The sequence below is a fragment of the Amycolatopsis sp. NPDC051371 genome, from assembly GCF_040682155.1.
Classification (GTDB): domain Bacteria; phylum Actinomycetota; class Actinomycetes; order Mycobacteriales; family Pseudonocardiaceae; genus Amycolatopsis.
Genome location: NZ_JBFBAG010000039.1, coordinates 52,720 through 68,384, shown reverse-complemented (window position 1 = coordinate 68,384; position 15,665 = coordinate 52,720). Strand labels below are relative to the sequence as shown.

Below are 15,665 nucleotides of genomic sequence, written 5' to 3'. Positions count from 1 at the left end.
GGGTCGCCCATTGGGCCGAAAGTCGGCGGGGGGCCGGTTACGTCGGGCTCGGGCGCCAAGGTCCTGAGGTGGGGCACCGCCGTCTGGGACGGCTGAGTCAGAGGGTGCAGTGGTCTACGGCGAGTTCTATCGCAACGAGTCGCTAGGCCAGCCGAGCAGAGTGAGTCGGCGTTCGGCGACGGTGCCGGGCTCCGGTCGGCGGGCTCCGCGCACCGAGACGACTCCATCAGGAGCTGGACCATCGGAGCGTTCGGGCCGCCGCCGGCGACGGTCGGCCGTTGTGGTCGGTGGGACGGTGGACTGCGGTGGCGTGATGTGGCCGTCCGGCGATGTTGGGTTCGGATCGTCTGCCGCGGGCCGAAGGTCGGGCGCGGGTGTAGGCCCGGAGCCGGTGGCTGCGGGTCTATCCCATGTTCGGTTGCTCACGCCGCGAACGGCAGCGGTTGGTGGAGGTTGTTGCGCCTGGGTTTTCGGCGTTTGTCCAGGAACACCGGTGGCAGGAACTCGGGGAGGCCGTCTGCCGCGATGCGGACTTGCCAGCCGGAACGGTGCAACAGTCGGTGGTGATGCGCGCACATCAGGACCAGGTTGCCCAATTCCGTGGGGCCGCCATCAGCCCAATGCCGGATGTGGTGACCCTGACAGTGCCGCGGCGGGCGATGGCAGCCGGGAAAGGCGCAGCCACGGTCGCGGAGGTACAGCGCGTGGCGCAGCGGGGTGGAGATCAAGCGTCGCTGGTGACCCAGGTCGAGAGGCTCGCTCTTCGTGCCCAACACCGCGGGGATGAGCTTGCAGTCACACGCGTGGATGCGGGCCTCGGCCGCGGACATCGTGCCGAGGTCGCCGAGGATGGCCCGGCCGACGCCAGACTTCAGGTCCTCCAGCGATACTGCGACCATGATGTGGGCTCGTTCACCGGCCTGCAGCGGGAGGTCTGGGGAGTTGAGGGCCAGGTCGATCGCGTCGGAGAAGGCATCGCCGTAACGTTCCTGCGGGGAACGGAGGTCTGGACCTTCGTCGGTGGTGCGGCGTTGCGCGAGAGAGTCCAGCAGGGCGCTGGCTCGGGTGCCGGTTTCGTCGTCGAAACGCCCGTTCAGTTCCCAGATCCCGGTTCTTTTGCGGCGCAACGACAGTTCACGGCTGGGGGTGGCCGGTTCGGCGCTGTCGGGTGCGGCGCCGTCGGGGTCGAGGTGGGCCAGGATACGCGTCCCGAGGGCGGCGACCTGCTTGTGTCCGGCCTCGGAGGCGAAGGTCAGCAGGTGCTGCTCGGCCTCGTCGCGGTGTTCGGGCGGGACTTGGGTCATCACGCCGACGATGGTGTCGATCATCGGGGTGCTCAACCGTCCGTCCAGCGCGGCGGCGGCGGTGGCGGGAGCAACGGCGGGAATCGGGGTGCCGTCGAGGGTGTGACCGGGGGTGAGGGCTCGGGCTCGTTTGACTACGGTCTCGGCGGCAGCTTTGGGAACATCGGCGAGGTGCTCGAAAAGCCGCGCGACAGAGCGGTATCCGAAGAGTTCCATGACACCGCGGGACTCGATTTCCGCCAGCAGTGAACCGATTTCGGCCTCAGCGGACCGCGCGACGGTGAGCAGGGTGGAGATGCGGTCGGCCAGGGCCACCGCATCTGCTTTCCACACCGTTTCGCTGTCCACACACCAAGATTACCGGCTGTCGAACGCCTGGTCATCACTCGATCAGGTAGAAGCGGCAGACGCGGCAGGCGCATCGTTGCGTGGGGAATCGGCGCTCTCGCACCGAGCGGAAGGCAACAACAGATAGCGCCGATTTCCTACGCCCCGGCGAAGCCGCATCTTGAAAACCCCGGGAATGCCCCGTTACAGAGCCGTCAGCGTCGCAAGCTTCCAGCGCCCATCGATCCGCTTAGCAGTAACAGCCAGCTGAGCCACCGAAGACGACGGCGCTCCCCCACCCTGCGTCACCGTCTGCTGGTCCAGAAACAACAACAGCGAAGCATCATCGCCCACCAAGGTCCGCACCCCCACAGCCCGAACAGTCGTAGTACGCACCAACTTCTCCGCCGTAGCCCGAGTCCGCGCCGAAGCGAACTGATCCCGGTACTGCTTAACGGCATCCCCAGTCAGGACCTCGGAAGCCGCCCGCTCGGTACGAGACAGATTCGCGTAGTCATAAGAGAAAACCGCCTTCACGGCGTCACTCACCTGAGCGGAAACCGAAGCAGTAGCCGAGGTATCGACCAGAGCAAGATTGTCACCCGGAGAAAGCGATGCCGTCTCGATGCCAAACCACACGGCGCACCCCAGAGCCACCACCACAACCGCCGCCAGCACGCGCCTCATGAGCCCGCCGCTTGGACGCCGGCGATCTTCCAGCCGGCCGAAGAACGTGAAACGTCCACAGTCAACCGGTTAAGGCGAGGCGAAACCGCCGCTCCACCAGTCGAGACCCGGACGTCCAGCACGGCCAGGAGACGCGCCGTCCCGTGGGAGACGTCGATCTCCGTCACCGCAGCCTGGACCAGCGACGCCGTCGACACCGTCTTAGCCGTGGTAGCCCGGTCGATCTGCACCTGCCGATCGCCCGAAAGATCCTTCCCGTACTGCCCCGTCGTCGCCGCGATCCAGCGGTCCACGTCCGCGCCCGCCGAGCGGTAGTCGATCGTGTTCAGCGTGACCAGCTCCGGGCCCGCTGCCGCCAGCACCGCGTCGCGCTCGCGGCCTCGGGCATAAGAATCGTCGGCAGCGGCACGCCACCACGACCAGCCCGTGAAACCCGCCGCCAGCACCGAAAGTACCGCGGCCACGACCAGAACCTTCACGACGCGCCCAGCAGCTTGCCCAGCCCACCCGCCGACGGTCCGGTCAGCAGGCTCAGCATTCCCGGGAGCTGGGCCTGCGAAGGCGTCGATGCGGTTTGCGCAGGCGCGGCCGGAATCGCCGGCGGTTTGCCCGCGTAGGGCGCGTTCTGCGACCCGCGCACCCCGGTCGGGCTGCCCGGCGGCTCGGCGCAGTATGCGTTCATGTTCACCGGCGCCTCGGACTCGTCGTTCGCCGGACGCTGCTTCGTCCCTTCGTAGCCCTTCGTGCACGAAGCCGGGTCGAAGAAGTTCAGCACCACGCCCAGGTGCCCGGTGCCGTCCGGGGACGTCGACGGCGAGAACGCCGAGATGATCGGGTAGGCCACCAGCAGTTCCTCGATCGAGTCCTTCCGGGACGTCGTGATCTGCGCGGTGGTCAGCAGGTTGGCGAACAGCACGCCCAGATCCGTGCCGGACGCCGCGAGCACGTCGCTGATCTGCCGGCTCAGCTTCGGCGCCTCCGCGATCACCCGCCGCAGGTCCGGGTCGGACGCCTTCAGCTGGCCGGCGATCGTCTTCAACCCGGAAGCGAAGTCGGTGATGTTCGCGGCCTGACGCTCCTGCGTGTCCAGCACGATCCTCGAATTCGCGAGGAGGCCCTGCGTCTGCGGGACGTACTGCGCGGCCACCGCGGTCAGCGACCCGGTGCTGTCCAGCAGCTGCTGCAGTTCCGGGCCCGCGCCGGCGAAGGCGTTGTACGTCTCGTCGACGACCGTCCGCAGGGAGTCCGGGTGGATGCTCGCGACGAGGTCGTCGAGGTGGGACAGCACCGTGTCCGGGGACGGCGGCAGGGACGTCTTGTCGACCGTGATCACCGAGCCGTCCTTCAGGAACGGGCCGCCGTCGTGCTGCGGGAGCAGGTCGACGAACTGCTCGCCCACCGCCGACCGGTTCGCCACCTGGGCGTGCGCGTCGGCCGGGATGTCGGGGGCGCCCGCGTCGATGTCGAGGGCGACGTCGACGCCGTGTTCGGTCAGCGTCATCCCGGTGACCCGGCCGACCGTGACACCCCGGTAGGCGACCTCGGAGTTGACGAAGATCCCGCCGGAGTCGGACAGCTGCGCGGTGACGACGTAACCGCGGTTGCCGAAGAGCCGGTCGAGCCCGGCGTAGTGGCCGCCGGCGTAGACGACCGACACCACCGCGATGACGACGAACGCGAACAGCTGGACGCGGATCTTGCGCGTGGTCACTTGCCGCCCCCGATCAGCCCGAGCAGGCCGCCCAGCAGGTTCGGGCCCGCGGCCTGCGGACCCGATCCGAGGTCGGGCAGCGGCAACGGCGGCGCGACGGCGGGAGTCTGCCCGGACGGTAGCGCGATCGGCGGCTGCGACGAGTTCGTGAAGTTCTGGATCAGCGTGTCCAGGTCGAGGTTGACGTTCGCCTCGACGTTCGCGTAGTCGCCCTTGATCACGTTGCCCGCGTAGTCCGGGAACGGGTACGTGAGCAGGATCTGCAGTGCGTTGGGCAGGTTCGAACCGGCCTCGCCGAGCTTGGTCAGCGTCGGCTGCAACGCTTTGAGGTTCGCGACCAGCTGGTCACGGCTCTTCGTGACCGTGTCCACCGCGACCCCGGAGAGTGTGTTCAGCGCGTTGAGCATGCCGACGAGCTGGTCACGCTGGTCGGTGACGATCTTCAGGCCCGGCGCGAGGTTGTCGAGCGCGTTCGACAGGTTCTGCGTCTGGCCCGCCAACGTGTGGGACAGCTTCCCGAGCCCGTCGATCGCGCGGAGGATCTCGGTCCGGTGCCCGTCGAGCTGGGTCGCCAGTTCGTCCACTCGCGACAGCAGCGCGCGGATCTCCGGCTCGTTGCCCGACAGCGCGTCGTTCAGCTCGTGGCTGATCTTCTGGATCTGCTCGACGCCGCCGCCGTTGAGCAGCAGTGATAGCGCGCCGAGCACCTCCTCGACCTCGGGGTTGCGGTTGGTGCGCCCGAGCGGGATCTGCGCACCGTCGCCCAGGCGACCGGACGCCGGCTCCGCGGTAGGCACGCTCAGCTCGACGAACTTCTCTCCCAGAAGTGAAGACTGCTTCAGCTCGGCACGGGCGTTCGCGGGCAGCGCGATGTCGCCGTTGACCGTCATCGCGACCAGCGCGGACCGCGTGTCCGGCGTCAGGGAGATCTTGTCGACCCGCCCGACCGCGACGTCGTTGACCTTGACGCTGGACTGCGGAACGAGGTCGAGGACGTCGGTGAACAGCGCGGTTACGTGGTACGGGTGGTCACCGACGTCGGCGCCGCCCGGCAGCGGTGTGCCGTAGAGGCCGTTGAACCCGCCGTCACTGCACGCCGCCAGCACGAGCACGCCGGCGAGCACTCCCGCGAGCCGCTTCACTTCGCACCCCCCGCGAGCTGCTCCATCACGTCGACGAGCGGGAGCGGCAACGGCGGGAGGGTGCCGTTCTGCAGGGAGTTGAGCACCTGCGGGATCGTCGGCAGCTTCAACGCGCCGTCGAGGACCGGCGCGAGCTGCTTGCAGATGTTCCCCAGCGTGTCCGGGACCTCCTTGGGCGTGCCCGCGCTGATCAGCCGGCACACGGTGAGGATCGGCGGGTTGGTCAGCTCGTTCAGGTTGTCGCGGACGGCGATCGTGCCCGACGCGGCGTCGTAGGAGTTGATGAAGTTGGTCGCGCCGGTCGGGGCGATGTCGAGCACCTCGGCGAGCGACGCGCGCTGGTCGACCAGGACCTTCGACAGCGACGCCAGCTTGTCCACATTGGACTCAAGCGCGCCCTTGTTGTCGTTGACGAACTGCTGGACGTCACCGAGCGCCCCGCCGAGGGACTGCAGTGCCGCGCCGACGTCGGAGGAGTCCGCGGCGAGGAACTGGCTGACGTCGGCGACGCGGCCGTAGAACTCGTTGAGCTGCTGATCGCTCTGGGCCAGCGCACCGGTGAAGGAGTTCAGGTTCTGCACGGTCGAGAACAGGTCGTCCTTCGAGCCGTCCAACGTCTTGGCGAGGTCGGCGAGCTGCCCGACCGTCGAGTTCAGCGAAGCACCGTTGCCCTTCAACGTGTTCGCCGCGGTGTCCAGAACGCCGGACAGCGCGCCGTCCTTGTTGGCGCCGTTCGGACCCAACGCCGTCGACAGCTTGTCGAGACTGGAGTAGAGGTCGTCCAGTTCCACCGGCGTCGCCGTGCGGTCCTTCGCGAGCACCGTGCCGGTGGCCAGGGTCGGCCCGCTGTCGTAGGCCGGGGTCAACTGGACGTACCGGTCGCTGACCAGGCTGGGCGCGACGACGACCGCGCCGACGTCGGCCGGCAGCTGCACCGCGTCGACGCGCATGTCCACGCGCACCGCGTCGCCCTGCGGCGTGACGTCGGTGACCTGCCCGACCGGCACGCCGAGCACCCGCACCGACGAACCCGCGTAGAGCCCGACGGTCTTGCCGAAGTACGCCGACAGCGTCGTGCCGGTGGACGCGCGGAACACCAGCCACAGCCCGGCGGTGACGACCAGCGCCAGCACGCAAGCGAACGCCAGCCAGGTCACCAGGCTGCGCCCGCGGTAGGTCCGGATGGTCATCGGCCGCCCACCCCCTGGTTCGGCGCCGCGATCGGCGGGGTGCAGCCCTCGGGGTTGATGTGCAGGCCGCCCGCGGTGATCGTCGGCGGCAGCAGCCCGCACAGGTAGCCCTCGAACCAGCGGCCGTTGCCGGTGGCGTTCGCGCCGACGCGGGCGAACGGCGCCATCAGCTTGAGGCTCTGGTCGAGGTTGCCCTGGTTGCGCTGCAGGATGTCGGTCACCTTCCCGAGCTTGTCCAGCGTCGGCTTGAGCTGCGCGCGGTTGTCCGCGACGAGCCCGGACAGCTGCTGCGAAAGCTGCTGGGTGCCGGTGAGCAGCGCGTGGATCGCGGTCTTGCGGTTCTGCAGCTCGGTGAGCAGCAGGTTGCCGTCGCTGATCACGCGTTGCAGCTGGGCGTTGCGGTCGGACAGCGTCTTCGACACCTGGCTCGTGTTCGCCAGCAGCGTGTGGAGGTCGTTGTCGCGGGAAGAGACCGTGCGAGCCAAAGACGACAAGCCCGTCAGCGTGTCCTTGAGGTACTGCGGGCTGTCCTTGAGGCTGTCGGACAACGCGTTGAAGCTGTCCGCGAGCTGTTTCGTGTCGATGTCGCCGACGGTCGTCGACAGCTGCTCGAAGGCGTCCTGCAGCTGGAACGGCGTGCGCGTGCGGGCCTGCGGGATCGTCGCGTCCGGCTCCTGCGCGCCGCCACCCTTCGGGTCGAGCGCGAGGTACTTCTCCCCCAGCAGCGTCTTGATCTCGATGGACGCCGTCGTCGCGTCGCCGACCCGGACGTCCTTGACGCGGAAGCGCACGAGCACCTGCTTGCCGGCCAGCGCCACCGAGGACACCGTGCCGACCTTGACGCCGGCGACCTCGACCTCGTTGTCCGGCGCCAGGCCGGCGGACTCGCCGAAGTACGCCGAGTACGTCGTGCCGTTGCCGAAGAACGGGAGCTGGTCGGAGAAGTACGTCGTGGCCGTGACGAGCACGATCAGCACGAGCGCGACCGCGCCGACCGCGGCCTGGTTGCGATCCTTCAGCCGTTTCACGGACCACACCTCTCCGCGCGCTGGGTGCCCGGGATCGGGATGATCGGCAGGGTGATGTCGAGCGAGGAAATGCCGATGGTGCCGGTGATCCCGCACAGGTAGTAGTTGAACCAGCTGCCGTAGCTCAGGGTCCGGGTGAACTTCTGCAGGTTGCCCGGCAGCACCTCGAGCAGGTGGTTGAGCAGCACGCCTGAGTCGCCGAGGTTCTGCGAAAGCACACCGAGCTGCGCGACGTCGTCCTTCAGCGCCGGGCGCGCGTCGGCGAGCAGGCCCGTCGTGGACACCGCGAGGTCGCCCAGCGCGCTGACCGCGTCGCCGATCGGCTTGCGCTGCTCGGCGAGCCCGCTGACGAGCTTCTGGGTCTGCTCGATGAGGTCGCCGAGCTGCGGGCCGTGCTGGTTGACCACGCCGAGCACGGTGTTGAGGTTCGCGATGACCTGCCCGATCACCTGGTCCTTGCTCGCGATCGCCGTGGTGAGCGACGCGGTGTGCTGCAGCAGGCTGGTGATCGTGCCGCCCTCGCCCTGGAAGACGCTGATGATCTCGGCCGAGAGCTGGTTGACGTCCTTGGGGCTCAACGCCTTGAACAGCGGCTTGAACCCGTTGAACAGCACGGTCAGGTTCAGCGCGGGCTTGGTGCGCTCGGGCGGGATCGTGCCGCCGTCCGGCAGTGCCTTCTCCCCCGGCACGTCGGTGCCGAGCGCGAGGTAGCGCTGGCCGACGAGGTTGCGGTACTTGATCGTCGCGGTCACCGTCTCCGGCAGCCGGTAGGCGTGCTCGACGTCGAACCGCACCTCGGCGAGGTTCTGCTCGCCTTCGACCACCCCGATGGTGTCGACCTGGCCGACCTTGACCCCGGCGATGCGGACGTCGTCGCCTTCCTTGAGGCCGGAGGCGTCGGTGAACTTAGCCAGGTAGCCGGACGTCTCGCCGAAGTTCGTGTTCGCGATGGTGGCCGCGAGGACGCCGGTGAACAGCACGGTGACGACGGCGAACACCGCGAGCTTCACCAGGGACGGGACGAAACTCCTCACTTCAGCTCCACCTCCGCCCCGCGGTAGAGCGGCCCGACGAGCAGACCCGCCCAGCCGGGCACGTCACCGGGCGACGTCCCGAGCGCGGGCGAGGCGAGCAGGTCGATCAGGTCCTTTTCGTAGGACGAGCCGACGATCGAGCCGTCGCCGCCGATGGCCCCGCCACCGGCGGGCAGCTCACCGGACGGCGACTTCGGCGGCGCGGGCTTGCTGGAGCCGTCCTTGATCGCGCCGTCGGGCGGGTACTGCGGCCACACTCCGGGCTTCGGGACCTGCGGGTAGCAGCGCGGCCCGCGCTTGTCCTCGTACTTCGGCTCGTCGACGCCGGGCAGGTACTTGCCGCGGCTGGCGGCGAACTCGATGGTGACCCTGCTGACCTCGGGGTGCGCGGTGCCCTTGCCGAACGCCAGCTCGGCCGGCGCGACCTCGCCGGCGAGCTGTTCGAGCAGGCACGGGTACTCGGGCGCGTACTTGGCGAGCACGTCCAGCGTGGGCTGGACCGCCGTGGTGAGCCGGATCAGGTTGTCCTTGTTGACCTGCAGGAAGCTCGTCAGGTCCACCGAAGCCGCGGTGACGGTGGCGTAGAGGTCGGTCAGCTGGGCGCGCTGGTCGACGATCGTCCGGCTGGTCGTCGTCAGGTCCGACAGCGCCTGCAGCAGGTCCGGCGCCGCCTTGTTGTAGGTGTTGGCGACGTTCGCGAGTCCGGTGATGTCGGCCTTGACGTCCGGCAGCGACGGGTTGAGCTTGCCGAGGTAGTCGCTCAGCTGCACGAGGGTCTGGCCGAGCTGCTTGCCGCGGCCCTCGAGCGCGGTCGACACCGCGGTCAGCGTGCTCGACAGCTTCTCCGGCTGGACGGCCTGCAGCAGCGGCATCACGTCGTCGAGCACCTTCTGCAGCTCGATCGCGGTGCTGCTGCGGTCCTGCGGGATGACGTCGCCCGCTTTGATCGGGCCTTGCGAAGTCTCGGGGAGCTGCAGCGAGACGTACCGCTCGCCGAAGAGCGTCTTCGGCAGCAGCCGCGCGGACACGTTCGCCGGGATGACGTGCGTCTTGTCCGGGTCGAGCGCCAGCTCCAGCTCGGCGTGGTCGCCCTTCGCCAGCACCGACCGAACCTCGCCGACGAGCATCCCGCGGACCTTGACGTCGCCGCCGGTGCGCAGCTGGCTGCCGACGCGGTCGGTTTCCAGCTTCACGAGCGTCACCGGCGTGAAAGCCTTGTTGTAGACGGCGAGCGTGAACGCGATGAACAACGCGGCCACGAGCAGGAAGGCGAGCCCCAGCACCTGGTACCGGAGCCGCTGCCAGAGCTCGCGCCTCATCCGGAGATCCTCACCGTGGTGTTCGCGCCCCAGATCGCGAGGGACAAGAAGAAGTCCAGCACCGAGATCAGCACGATCGACGTCCGCACCGCGCGGCCGACCGCCACGCCGACGCCGGCCGGGCCGCCGCTGGCGTTGAAGCCGTAATAACAGTGGGAGAGGATCACGAGCACGCTGAACACGATCACCTTCCCGAACGACCACAGGACGTCGCCGGGTGGCAAGAAGAGCGTGAAGTAGTGGTCGTAGGTGCCGGCGGACTGGCCGTAGAGCCAGATGGTGATCTGCCGGGATGCGAGGTAACTCGAGAGCAGACCGACCGCGTACAGCGGGATCACCGCGGCGACGCCGGCGAGCACCCGCGTCGTCACCAGGTAAGGCATGCTCGGCACGCCCATGACTTCCAGCGCGTCGATCTCCTCGGAGATCCGCATCGCGCCCAGCTGCGCGGTGAAGCCGCAGCCGACGGTCGCGCTCAGCGCGAGCCCGGCCGAGAGCGGCGCGACCTCGCGCGTGTTGAAGTAGGCGGAGATGAACCCGGTGAGCGCGGCCGTGCCCAGCTGGTTCAGCGCGGAGTAGCCCTGGAGGCCGACGATGAGACCGGTGAACAGCGTCATCCCGATCATCACGCCGAGCGTGCCGCCGATGACGGCGAGGCCGCCGGTGCCGAAGCAGACCTCGGTGAGCAGCCGCAGCGTTTCCCGGCTGTAGCGGCGGATCGTGCGCGGCGACCAGGCGAGCGCCTTCGCGGCGAACGCGAGCTGCTTGCCGAGACCTTCCAAGCTCTGGCCCGGGCGCGCGATGTACTCGAGCGTCCGGTCGTGGTCAAGGGGTTCCGCCGTCATCACATGGCCTTCGGCGGGACGATCCGCAGGTAGATCGCGGTGAGCACGACGTTGATGAGGAACAGCAGCAGGAACGTGATGACGACGGCCTGGTTGACCGCATCGCCGACGCCCTTCGGCCCGGGCGGCGGGTTCAGCCCGCGGAACGCGGCGACCACCCCGGCGACGAAGCCGTACAGCAGCGCCTTGATCTCGCTGACCCAGAGGTCCGGCACCTGGGCCAGTGCGTTGAAGCTGGCCAGGTACGCGCCGGGCGTGCCGCCCTGCAGGACGACGTTGAAGAAGTAGCCACCGAGGACACCGACAACGCTGACCAAGCCGTTGAGCAGCACCGAAACGACCATCGCGGCGAGCACCCGCGGCACGATGAGGCGCTGGATCGGGTTGACGCCGAGGACCTCCATGGCGTCGATCTCTTCGCGGATCTTGCGCGCGCCGATGTCCGCGCAGACGGCGCTGCCGCCGGCACCCGCGACGAGCAGGGCGGTGATCAGCGGGCTGGCCTGCTGCACGATGGCCAGCGCGCTGGCCGCGCCGGTGAACGACTGCGCGCCGATCTGCGCGGTCAGCGAGCCGAGCTGCAACGCGATCACCGCGCCGAACGGGATGGCGACGAGCGCGGTCGGCAGGATCGTGACGCTCGCGAAGAACCAGCACTGCTGGATCCACTCGCGGGTCTGGAAGGGGCGCTTGAAGATCGCGCGCAGGACCTCCCACGACAGCGTCGCGAGGCGGCCGACCTGGGTCAGGGCCGCGGTTCCCGGGAGCGTGCCCGTGCTCTCGCTCACCACACCTCCCAGTAGGTCGTCGCTGACCTCCGAGTGTTCTCCATACCCGGTGCCCGATTTTCGTTAGCGGTGTTAACTGATCTCGTCAGAAACTCAGGTTGAGGGCGTGCGAGGCCGTGGCACCGCCGTCCGCGACGAACTCCGCGCCCGTGCAGTAGGCGCTTTCGTCGCTGGCGAGGAACAACACCAGTTTCGCGACGTCCTCGGGCTGCCCGACGCGGCCGAGCGCGACCTTCTTCCCGACGTACGACATGTCGACTTTCTGCCCGCCGGCGGCGGTCTCGACCATCTGCGTGTCGATCGCGCCGGGGTGGACCGAGTTGACGCGGATGTGCTTCTTCCCGAGCTCCATCGCGGCGACCTTGGTCATCCCGCGGATGGCGAACTTGCTCGCGGTGTAGGCGACGAGGTAGGGCATCCCGGCCAGTCCCTCCACAGAGGACACGTTGACGATGGAGCCACCGCCGGCGGCGGTCATCGGTTCAACGACCGAGCGCATCCCGAGAAACGCCCCGATCTGGTTCACCCGGATGACGCGTTCGTAATCGGCCAGTTTCGTCTTGCCGAGTTCGGAGAAATGGAGGATCCCCGCGTTGTTGACCAGCACGTTCGGCGCGCCGAACTCGGTGGTGACCCGGTCGAGGGCGGTGACCCAGCCGTCCTCGTCGCCGACGTCGAGGTGCTGGTAGACGGCCCGCTCCCCGAGTTCGGCGGCGAGCTGCTTGCCCTCGTCGTCGAGGATGTCGGCGATCAGCACCTTCGCGCCTTCGGCGACGAACGCGCGTGCGGCGGCCTCGCCCTGGCCGCGCGCGGCGCCGGTGATGAGGGCGATCTTCCCGTCCAGCCTCATGACTCTCCCAGGATTTCGGTGGTGGCGAACATCCGGCCGGGGTCGCGGTCGGCGAAGAAGGAGCTGACCGACGTCTCGAGCTCGTCGAGGGACCAGCGCCGCTCGATCCGCGGCGCTTCGACCAGCGACACCGTGCCGCCGTGGACGATGAACACCTGGCCGTTGACGTGCTCGGCCGCAGGTGAGGCGAGATAGGCGACAAAAGGTGCGACGTGTTCGACCGAGAGCGGGTCGGCGCCCTCGGCGGGAGCCACGCCGAACACGCCCTCGGTCATCGCCGTCCGCGCGCGAGGGCAGATCGCGTTCGCGCGGACGCCGTACTTGGCCAGGCCGCGGGCGGCCGACATGGTGAGCGCGGTGATGCCGGCTTTGGCGGCGGCGTAGTTGGGCTGGCCGGGCGAGCCGATGAGGAACGCTTCGGACGCGGTGTTGACCAGTCGCCCGTAGACCGGCCTCCCGTCCGCTTTGGACTGATCCCGCCAGTACTTCGTCGCGTTGCGGGACAACAGGAAGTGGCCGCGCAGGTGGACGCGGAGCACGGTGTCCCAGTCGTCGTCGGACATCGAGAAGAGCATCTTGTCGCGCAGCACGCCGGCGTTGTTCACGACGATGTCGAGCCCGCCGAGGTCGAGCGCGGCCGCCACGAGGGCGTCCGCGGTGGCCCGCTCCCCCACGTCGCCGGCGACCGCGACGGCCTTGCCACCGGCGGCTTCGATCTCTTCGACGACGTCCTTCGGCTCACCGATGTCGTTGACGACGACCGTCGCGCCCCGGGTGGCCAAGGCGAGCGCTTCGGCCCGCCCCAAGCCCGCGGCGGCGCCCGTGACGATCGCTGTCCTGCCGGTCAGGCTCACGCGCGGCCTCCTCGTCGAGTCCTGTGATCGGGCCTACACTAGAATCTGTTCTCGTTCAGAGCAAGCTTTTCAGTAAACGGCGCTAACCGGCGATGAACAGGGCGTTCTTCGGGCACCCCTTGACCGCATCAGAAACACGTTCTACCTGGTCGGCCGGCACCGCGCCCGGCGCGATGACGAGTTCTTCGTCGTCGTCCAGGTCGAAGACGTCCGGCGCGAACCCCACGCACACCGCGTTCGCCTCGCAGAGCGAACGATCGACGCCGATCTCCATGCTTCCTCCGCCGCGTGAGTCCTGGTACAACTAGAACAGGTTCTACTATAACGCCGGATCGAGGTGACGGGTGCGGATCGACTACACACCGGAGCAGCGCGCGCTGGCCGCGGAGCTCCGTGAGTACTTCGCCGAGCTGATGACGCCCGAACGGCGGGAAAGCCTCCGCGCGGGCGACGAGTACGGCGACGGGTTGGCGTACAAGGAGATCGTCCGGCAGCTGGGCAAGGACGGCTGGCTGGCGCTCGGCTGGCCGAAGGAGTACGGCGGGCAGGGCCGGCCGATGCTCGACCAGCTCATCTTCACCGACGAAGCGGCCGTCGCCGGGGTCCCGGTCCCGTTCCTGACGGTGAACACCGTCGGGCCGACCATCATGCGCTACGGCACCGAAGAGCAGAAGGCGTTCTACCTGCCGAAGATCGCCGCCGGCGAGCTGCACTTCTCGATCGGCTACTCCGAGCCGGAGGCCGGCACCGACCTGGCGTCGCTGCGGACGCGCGCGGTGCGCGACGGCGACGAGTACGTCGTCACCGGGCAGAAGATGTGGACCAGCCTGATCGAGTACGCCGACTACGTCTGGCTCGCCGTCCGGACCGACCCCGACGCCAAGAAGCACCGCGGCCTGTCGATCCTGATCGTGCCGACGTCCGCGCCCGGGTTCTCCTGGACCAAGGTGCGCACCGTGGCGGGTGCGGGCACCAGCGCGACGTACTACGACGAGGTGCGCGTGCCGGTGTCCGCGCGCGTCGCCGACGAGAACGCGGGCTGGCCGCTGATCACCAACCAGCTCAACCACGAACGCGTCGCGCTGACCTCGTCGGCGCCGGTGCGTAAGGCCCTCGCTGACGTCGTGGCCTGGGCGAAGGAGACCGGCGCCATCGACCAGGAATGGGTGCGGCTGCACCTCGCGCGGGTGCACGCCGGCGCGGAGTACCTGAAGCTGCGGAACTGGCGGATCGCCTGGGCGGCCGCGGCGAGCGAGCTCGGCCCGGCGGAGGCGTCGGCGACGAAGGTGTACGGCACGGAGTTCGCGATCGAGGCCTACCGCCTGCTGATGGAGGTGCTGGGCGCGGGGGCCGTCGTCCGCGACGGCTCGCCGGGCGCGCTGCTGGCCGGGCGGATCGAGCGGCTGCATCGATCCGCGCTGATCCTCACCTTCGGCGGCGGCACCAACGAGATCCAGCGGGACATGATCGCCGCGACCGCCCTCGGCCTGCCCGTCACGCGCTAGGAGCGTCTCATGGACTTCACCCCTTCCGAGGCGTCGGCCGACCTGGCGGCGCTGACCCGGCGGATCCTCGCCGACAAGGCCGGCCACGACCCGCACGGCACCGGCGGCTTCGACGCTCCCTTGTGGACGGCCCTGGGGCAGGCCGGCGTGCTCGACGCGGCGCTGCCGTCCTCGCTGGGCGGCGGCGGGTTCGGCCTGCTGGAGCAGTGCGCGGTGCTCACCGAGATCGGCCGCGCGGTGGCGGCGGTCCCCTACCTGCCGTCGATCACGATGGCGGCGTCGGCGGTGGCCGAGTTCGGCACGCCGGAGCTGGTGGACCGCTGGGTGCTGCCGGTACTGCGGGGAGAACGCGTTCTAGCGGTGGCGCTGTCCGGTTTCACCGCTTCGGAGGGACTGCTCTCGGGCTCCCGGTCCGCGGTGCACTTCGGCGCGTTCGCCCACGGTTTCCTGGTGGCAACGGCCGACGAGGTCTTCCTGGTCGACGCTTCCGCGCCCGGCGTGACGGTGCGGCCTCAGCAGACGACCGACCACGCGGACGCTGGTCTGGTGGAACTGTCCGACGTGCCCGGGACTTCGCTGGGCGACATCGGCGAGTGGCTGCGCCTGCGCGGGACGGCCGGGGTGTGCGCGCAGCAGCTCGGCGTGGTCGAGCGGGCCTTGGAGCTGACGGCGGCGTACGCGGCCGAGCGCAAGCAGTTCGGCCACGTGATCGGTGGGTTCCAGGCGGTCCGCCAGCGCCTCGCGGACGCCTACGTCGACGTGGAGGCGGTGCGGCTGACGTCCCTGCAGGCGGCGTGGCGGCTCGCGTCGGACCTCCCGGCGGCGGAAGCGGTGGCGACGGCCAAGTTCTGGGCGGCGGAGGCGGGCCACCGGGTGGCCCACACGACGGTCCACGTCCACGGCGGCGTCGGCATCGACGTGGACCACGAGGTCCACCGCTACTTCACGGCGGCGAAGCGCCTCGAATTCGAGCTGGGCTCGGCGACTCCGCAGCTGCTGGCGCTGGGGAACCTGCTCGCCGGATGATCGGCACCCCTGTCCCACCCCTGTAAACCGGTAGTTCGATGATTACCAACGGTAA

The 15,665-nt window shown here is 69.1% G+C and carries 16 protein-coding genes; 2 read left to right on the top strand and 14 right to left on the bottom strand.

Annotation, left to right across the window (positions count from 1 at the left end):
• Positions 1-422: 422 nt before the first annotated feature.
• The 14 genes from AB0M59_RS37755 to AB0M59_RS37690 all read right to left on the bottom strand — a co-directional run bounded on the left by AB0M59_RS37755 (position 423) and on the right by AB0M59_RS37690 (position 13,353).
• Positions 423-1,652 (bottom strand): DUF222 domain-containing protein, encoded by a 1,230-nt coding sequence (locus AB0M59_RS37755; RefSeq protein ID WP_364625016.1) that lies wholly within the window; start codon positions 1,650-1,652, stop codon positions 423-425.
• A 183-nt stretch (positions 1,653-1,835) separates the two neighbouring features.
• Entirely contained in the window at positions 1,836-2,318 is a 483-nt protein-coding gene (locus tag AB0M59_RS37750; protein ID WP_364625015.1) for a hypothetical protein, read from the bottom strand.
• A complete protein-coding gene (locus tag AB0M59_RS37745) occupies positions 2,315-2,797 on the bottom strand; it encodes a hypothetical protein (RefSeq protein ID WP_364625013.1) in 483 nt (160 codons plus the stop codon). The genes AB0M59_RS37750 and AB0M59_RS37745 overlap by 4 nt, the downstream gene beginning before the upstream one ends.
• On the bottom strand, positions 2,794-4,029 hold the full coding sequence (locus AB0M59_RS37740) for an MCE family protein (protein WP_364625011.1): 1,236 nt from the start codon (positions 4,027-4,029) through the stop codon (positions 2,794-2,796). Before AB0M59_RS37740 ends, AB0M59_RS37745 begins: the two co-directional genes overlap by 4 nt.
• Positions 4,026-5,171, bottom strand: a complete 1,146-nt coding sequence (locus AB0M59_RS37735; RefSeq protein ID WP_364625009.1) for an MCE family protein — start codon at positions 5,169-5,171, stop codon at positions 4,026-4,028. The genes AB0M59_RS37740 and AB0M59_RS37735 overlap by 4 nt, the downstream gene beginning before the upstream one ends.
• Positions 5,168-6,361 carry an MCE family protein gene (locus AB0M59_RS37730; protein ID WP_364625007.1) on the bottom strand — a complete coding sequence of 398 codons (1,194 nt, stop codon included), beginning with the start codon at positions 6,359-6,361 and terminating at the stop codon, positions 5,168-5,170. Before AB0M59_RS37730 ends, AB0M59_RS37735 begins: the two co-directional genes overlap by 4 nt.
• Positions 6,358-7,389 (bottom strand): MCE family protein, encoded by a 1,032-nt coding sequence (locus AB0M59_RS37725; protein WP_364625005.1) that lies wholly within the window; start codon positions 7,387-7,389, stop codon positions 6,358-6,360. The genes AB0M59_RS37730 and AB0M59_RS37725 overlap by 4 nt, the downstream gene beginning before the upstream one ends.
• On the bottom strand, positions 7,386-8,423 hold the full coding sequence (locus AB0M59_RS37720; RefSeq protein ID WP_364625003.1) for an MlaD family protein: 1,038 nt from the start codon (positions 8,421-8,423) through the stop codon (positions 7,386-7,388). The genes AB0M59_RS37725 and AB0M59_RS37720 overlap by 4 nt, the downstream gene beginning before the upstream one ends.
• Entirely contained in the window at positions 8,420-9,742 is a 1,323-nt protein-coding gene (locus AB0M59_RS37715) for an MCE family protein (RefSeq protein WP_364625001.1), read from the bottom strand. Before AB0M59_RS37715 ends, AB0M59_RS37720 begins: the two co-directional genes overlap by 4 nt.
• Positions 9,739-10,587, bottom strand: coding sequence for an ABC transporter permease (locus AB0M59_RS37710; protein WP_364521219.1), 849 nt, complete (start codon positions 10,585-10,587; stop codon positions 9,739-9,741). Before AB0M59_RS37710 ends, AB0M59_RS37715 begins: the two co-directional genes overlap by 4 nt.
• On the bottom strand, positions 10,587-11,375 hold the full coding sequence (locus AB0M59_RS37705; RefSeq protein ID WP_155542112.1) for an ABC transporter permease: 789 nt from the start codon (positions 11,373-11,375) through the stop codon (positions 10,587-10,589). Before AB0M59_RS37705 ends, AB0M59_RS37710 begins: the two co-directional genes overlap by 1 nt.
• A gap of 85 nt (positions 11,376-11,460) precedes the next feature.
• Positions 11,461-12,225 (bottom strand): glucose 1-dehydrogenase, encoded by a 765-nt coding sequence (locus AB0M59_RS37700; protein WP_364624999.1) that lies wholly within the window; start codon positions 12,223-12,225, stop codon positions 11,461-11,463.
• A complete protein-coding gene (locus AB0M59_RS37695; RefSeq protein ID WP_364624997.1) occupies positions 12,222-13,079 on the bottom strand; it encodes a 3-oxoacyl-ACP reductase in 858 nt (285 codons plus the stop codon). The genes AB0M59_RS37700 and AB0M59_RS37695 overlap by 4 nt, the downstream gene beginning before the upstream one ends.
• An 82-nt stretch (positions 13,080-13,161) precedes the next feature.
• Positions 13,162-13,353: a ferredoxin gene (locus tag AB0M59_RS37690; RefSeq protein WP_364624996.1), complete on the bottom strand. Its 192-nt coding sequence runs from the start codon at positions 13,351-13,353 to the stop codon at positions 13,162-13,164.
• Positions 13,354-13,423: 70 nt separating this feature from the next.
• Here AB0M59_RS37690 and AB0M59_RS37685 point away from each other — a divergent pair, with 70 nt between their 5' ends.
• Together AB0M59_RS37685 and AB0M59_RS37680 are read left to right on the top strand one after the other, a co-directional pair.
• A complete protein-coding gene (locus AB0M59_RS37685; RefSeq protein ID WP_364624994.1) occupies positions 13,424-14,584 on the top strand; it encodes an acyl-CoA dehydrogenase family protein in 1,161 nt (386 codons plus the stop codon).
• Between the two features lie 9 nt (positions 14,585-14,593).
• The gene (locus tag AB0M59_RS37680; protein ID WP_364624992.1) at positions 14,594-15,610 is read left to right on the top strand and encodes an acyl-CoA dehydrogenase family protein; all 1,017 of its coding nucleotides are present in this window, start codon (positions 14,594-14,596) and stop codon (positions 15,608-15,610) included.
• Positions 15,611-15,665 lie beyond the last annotated feature (55 nt).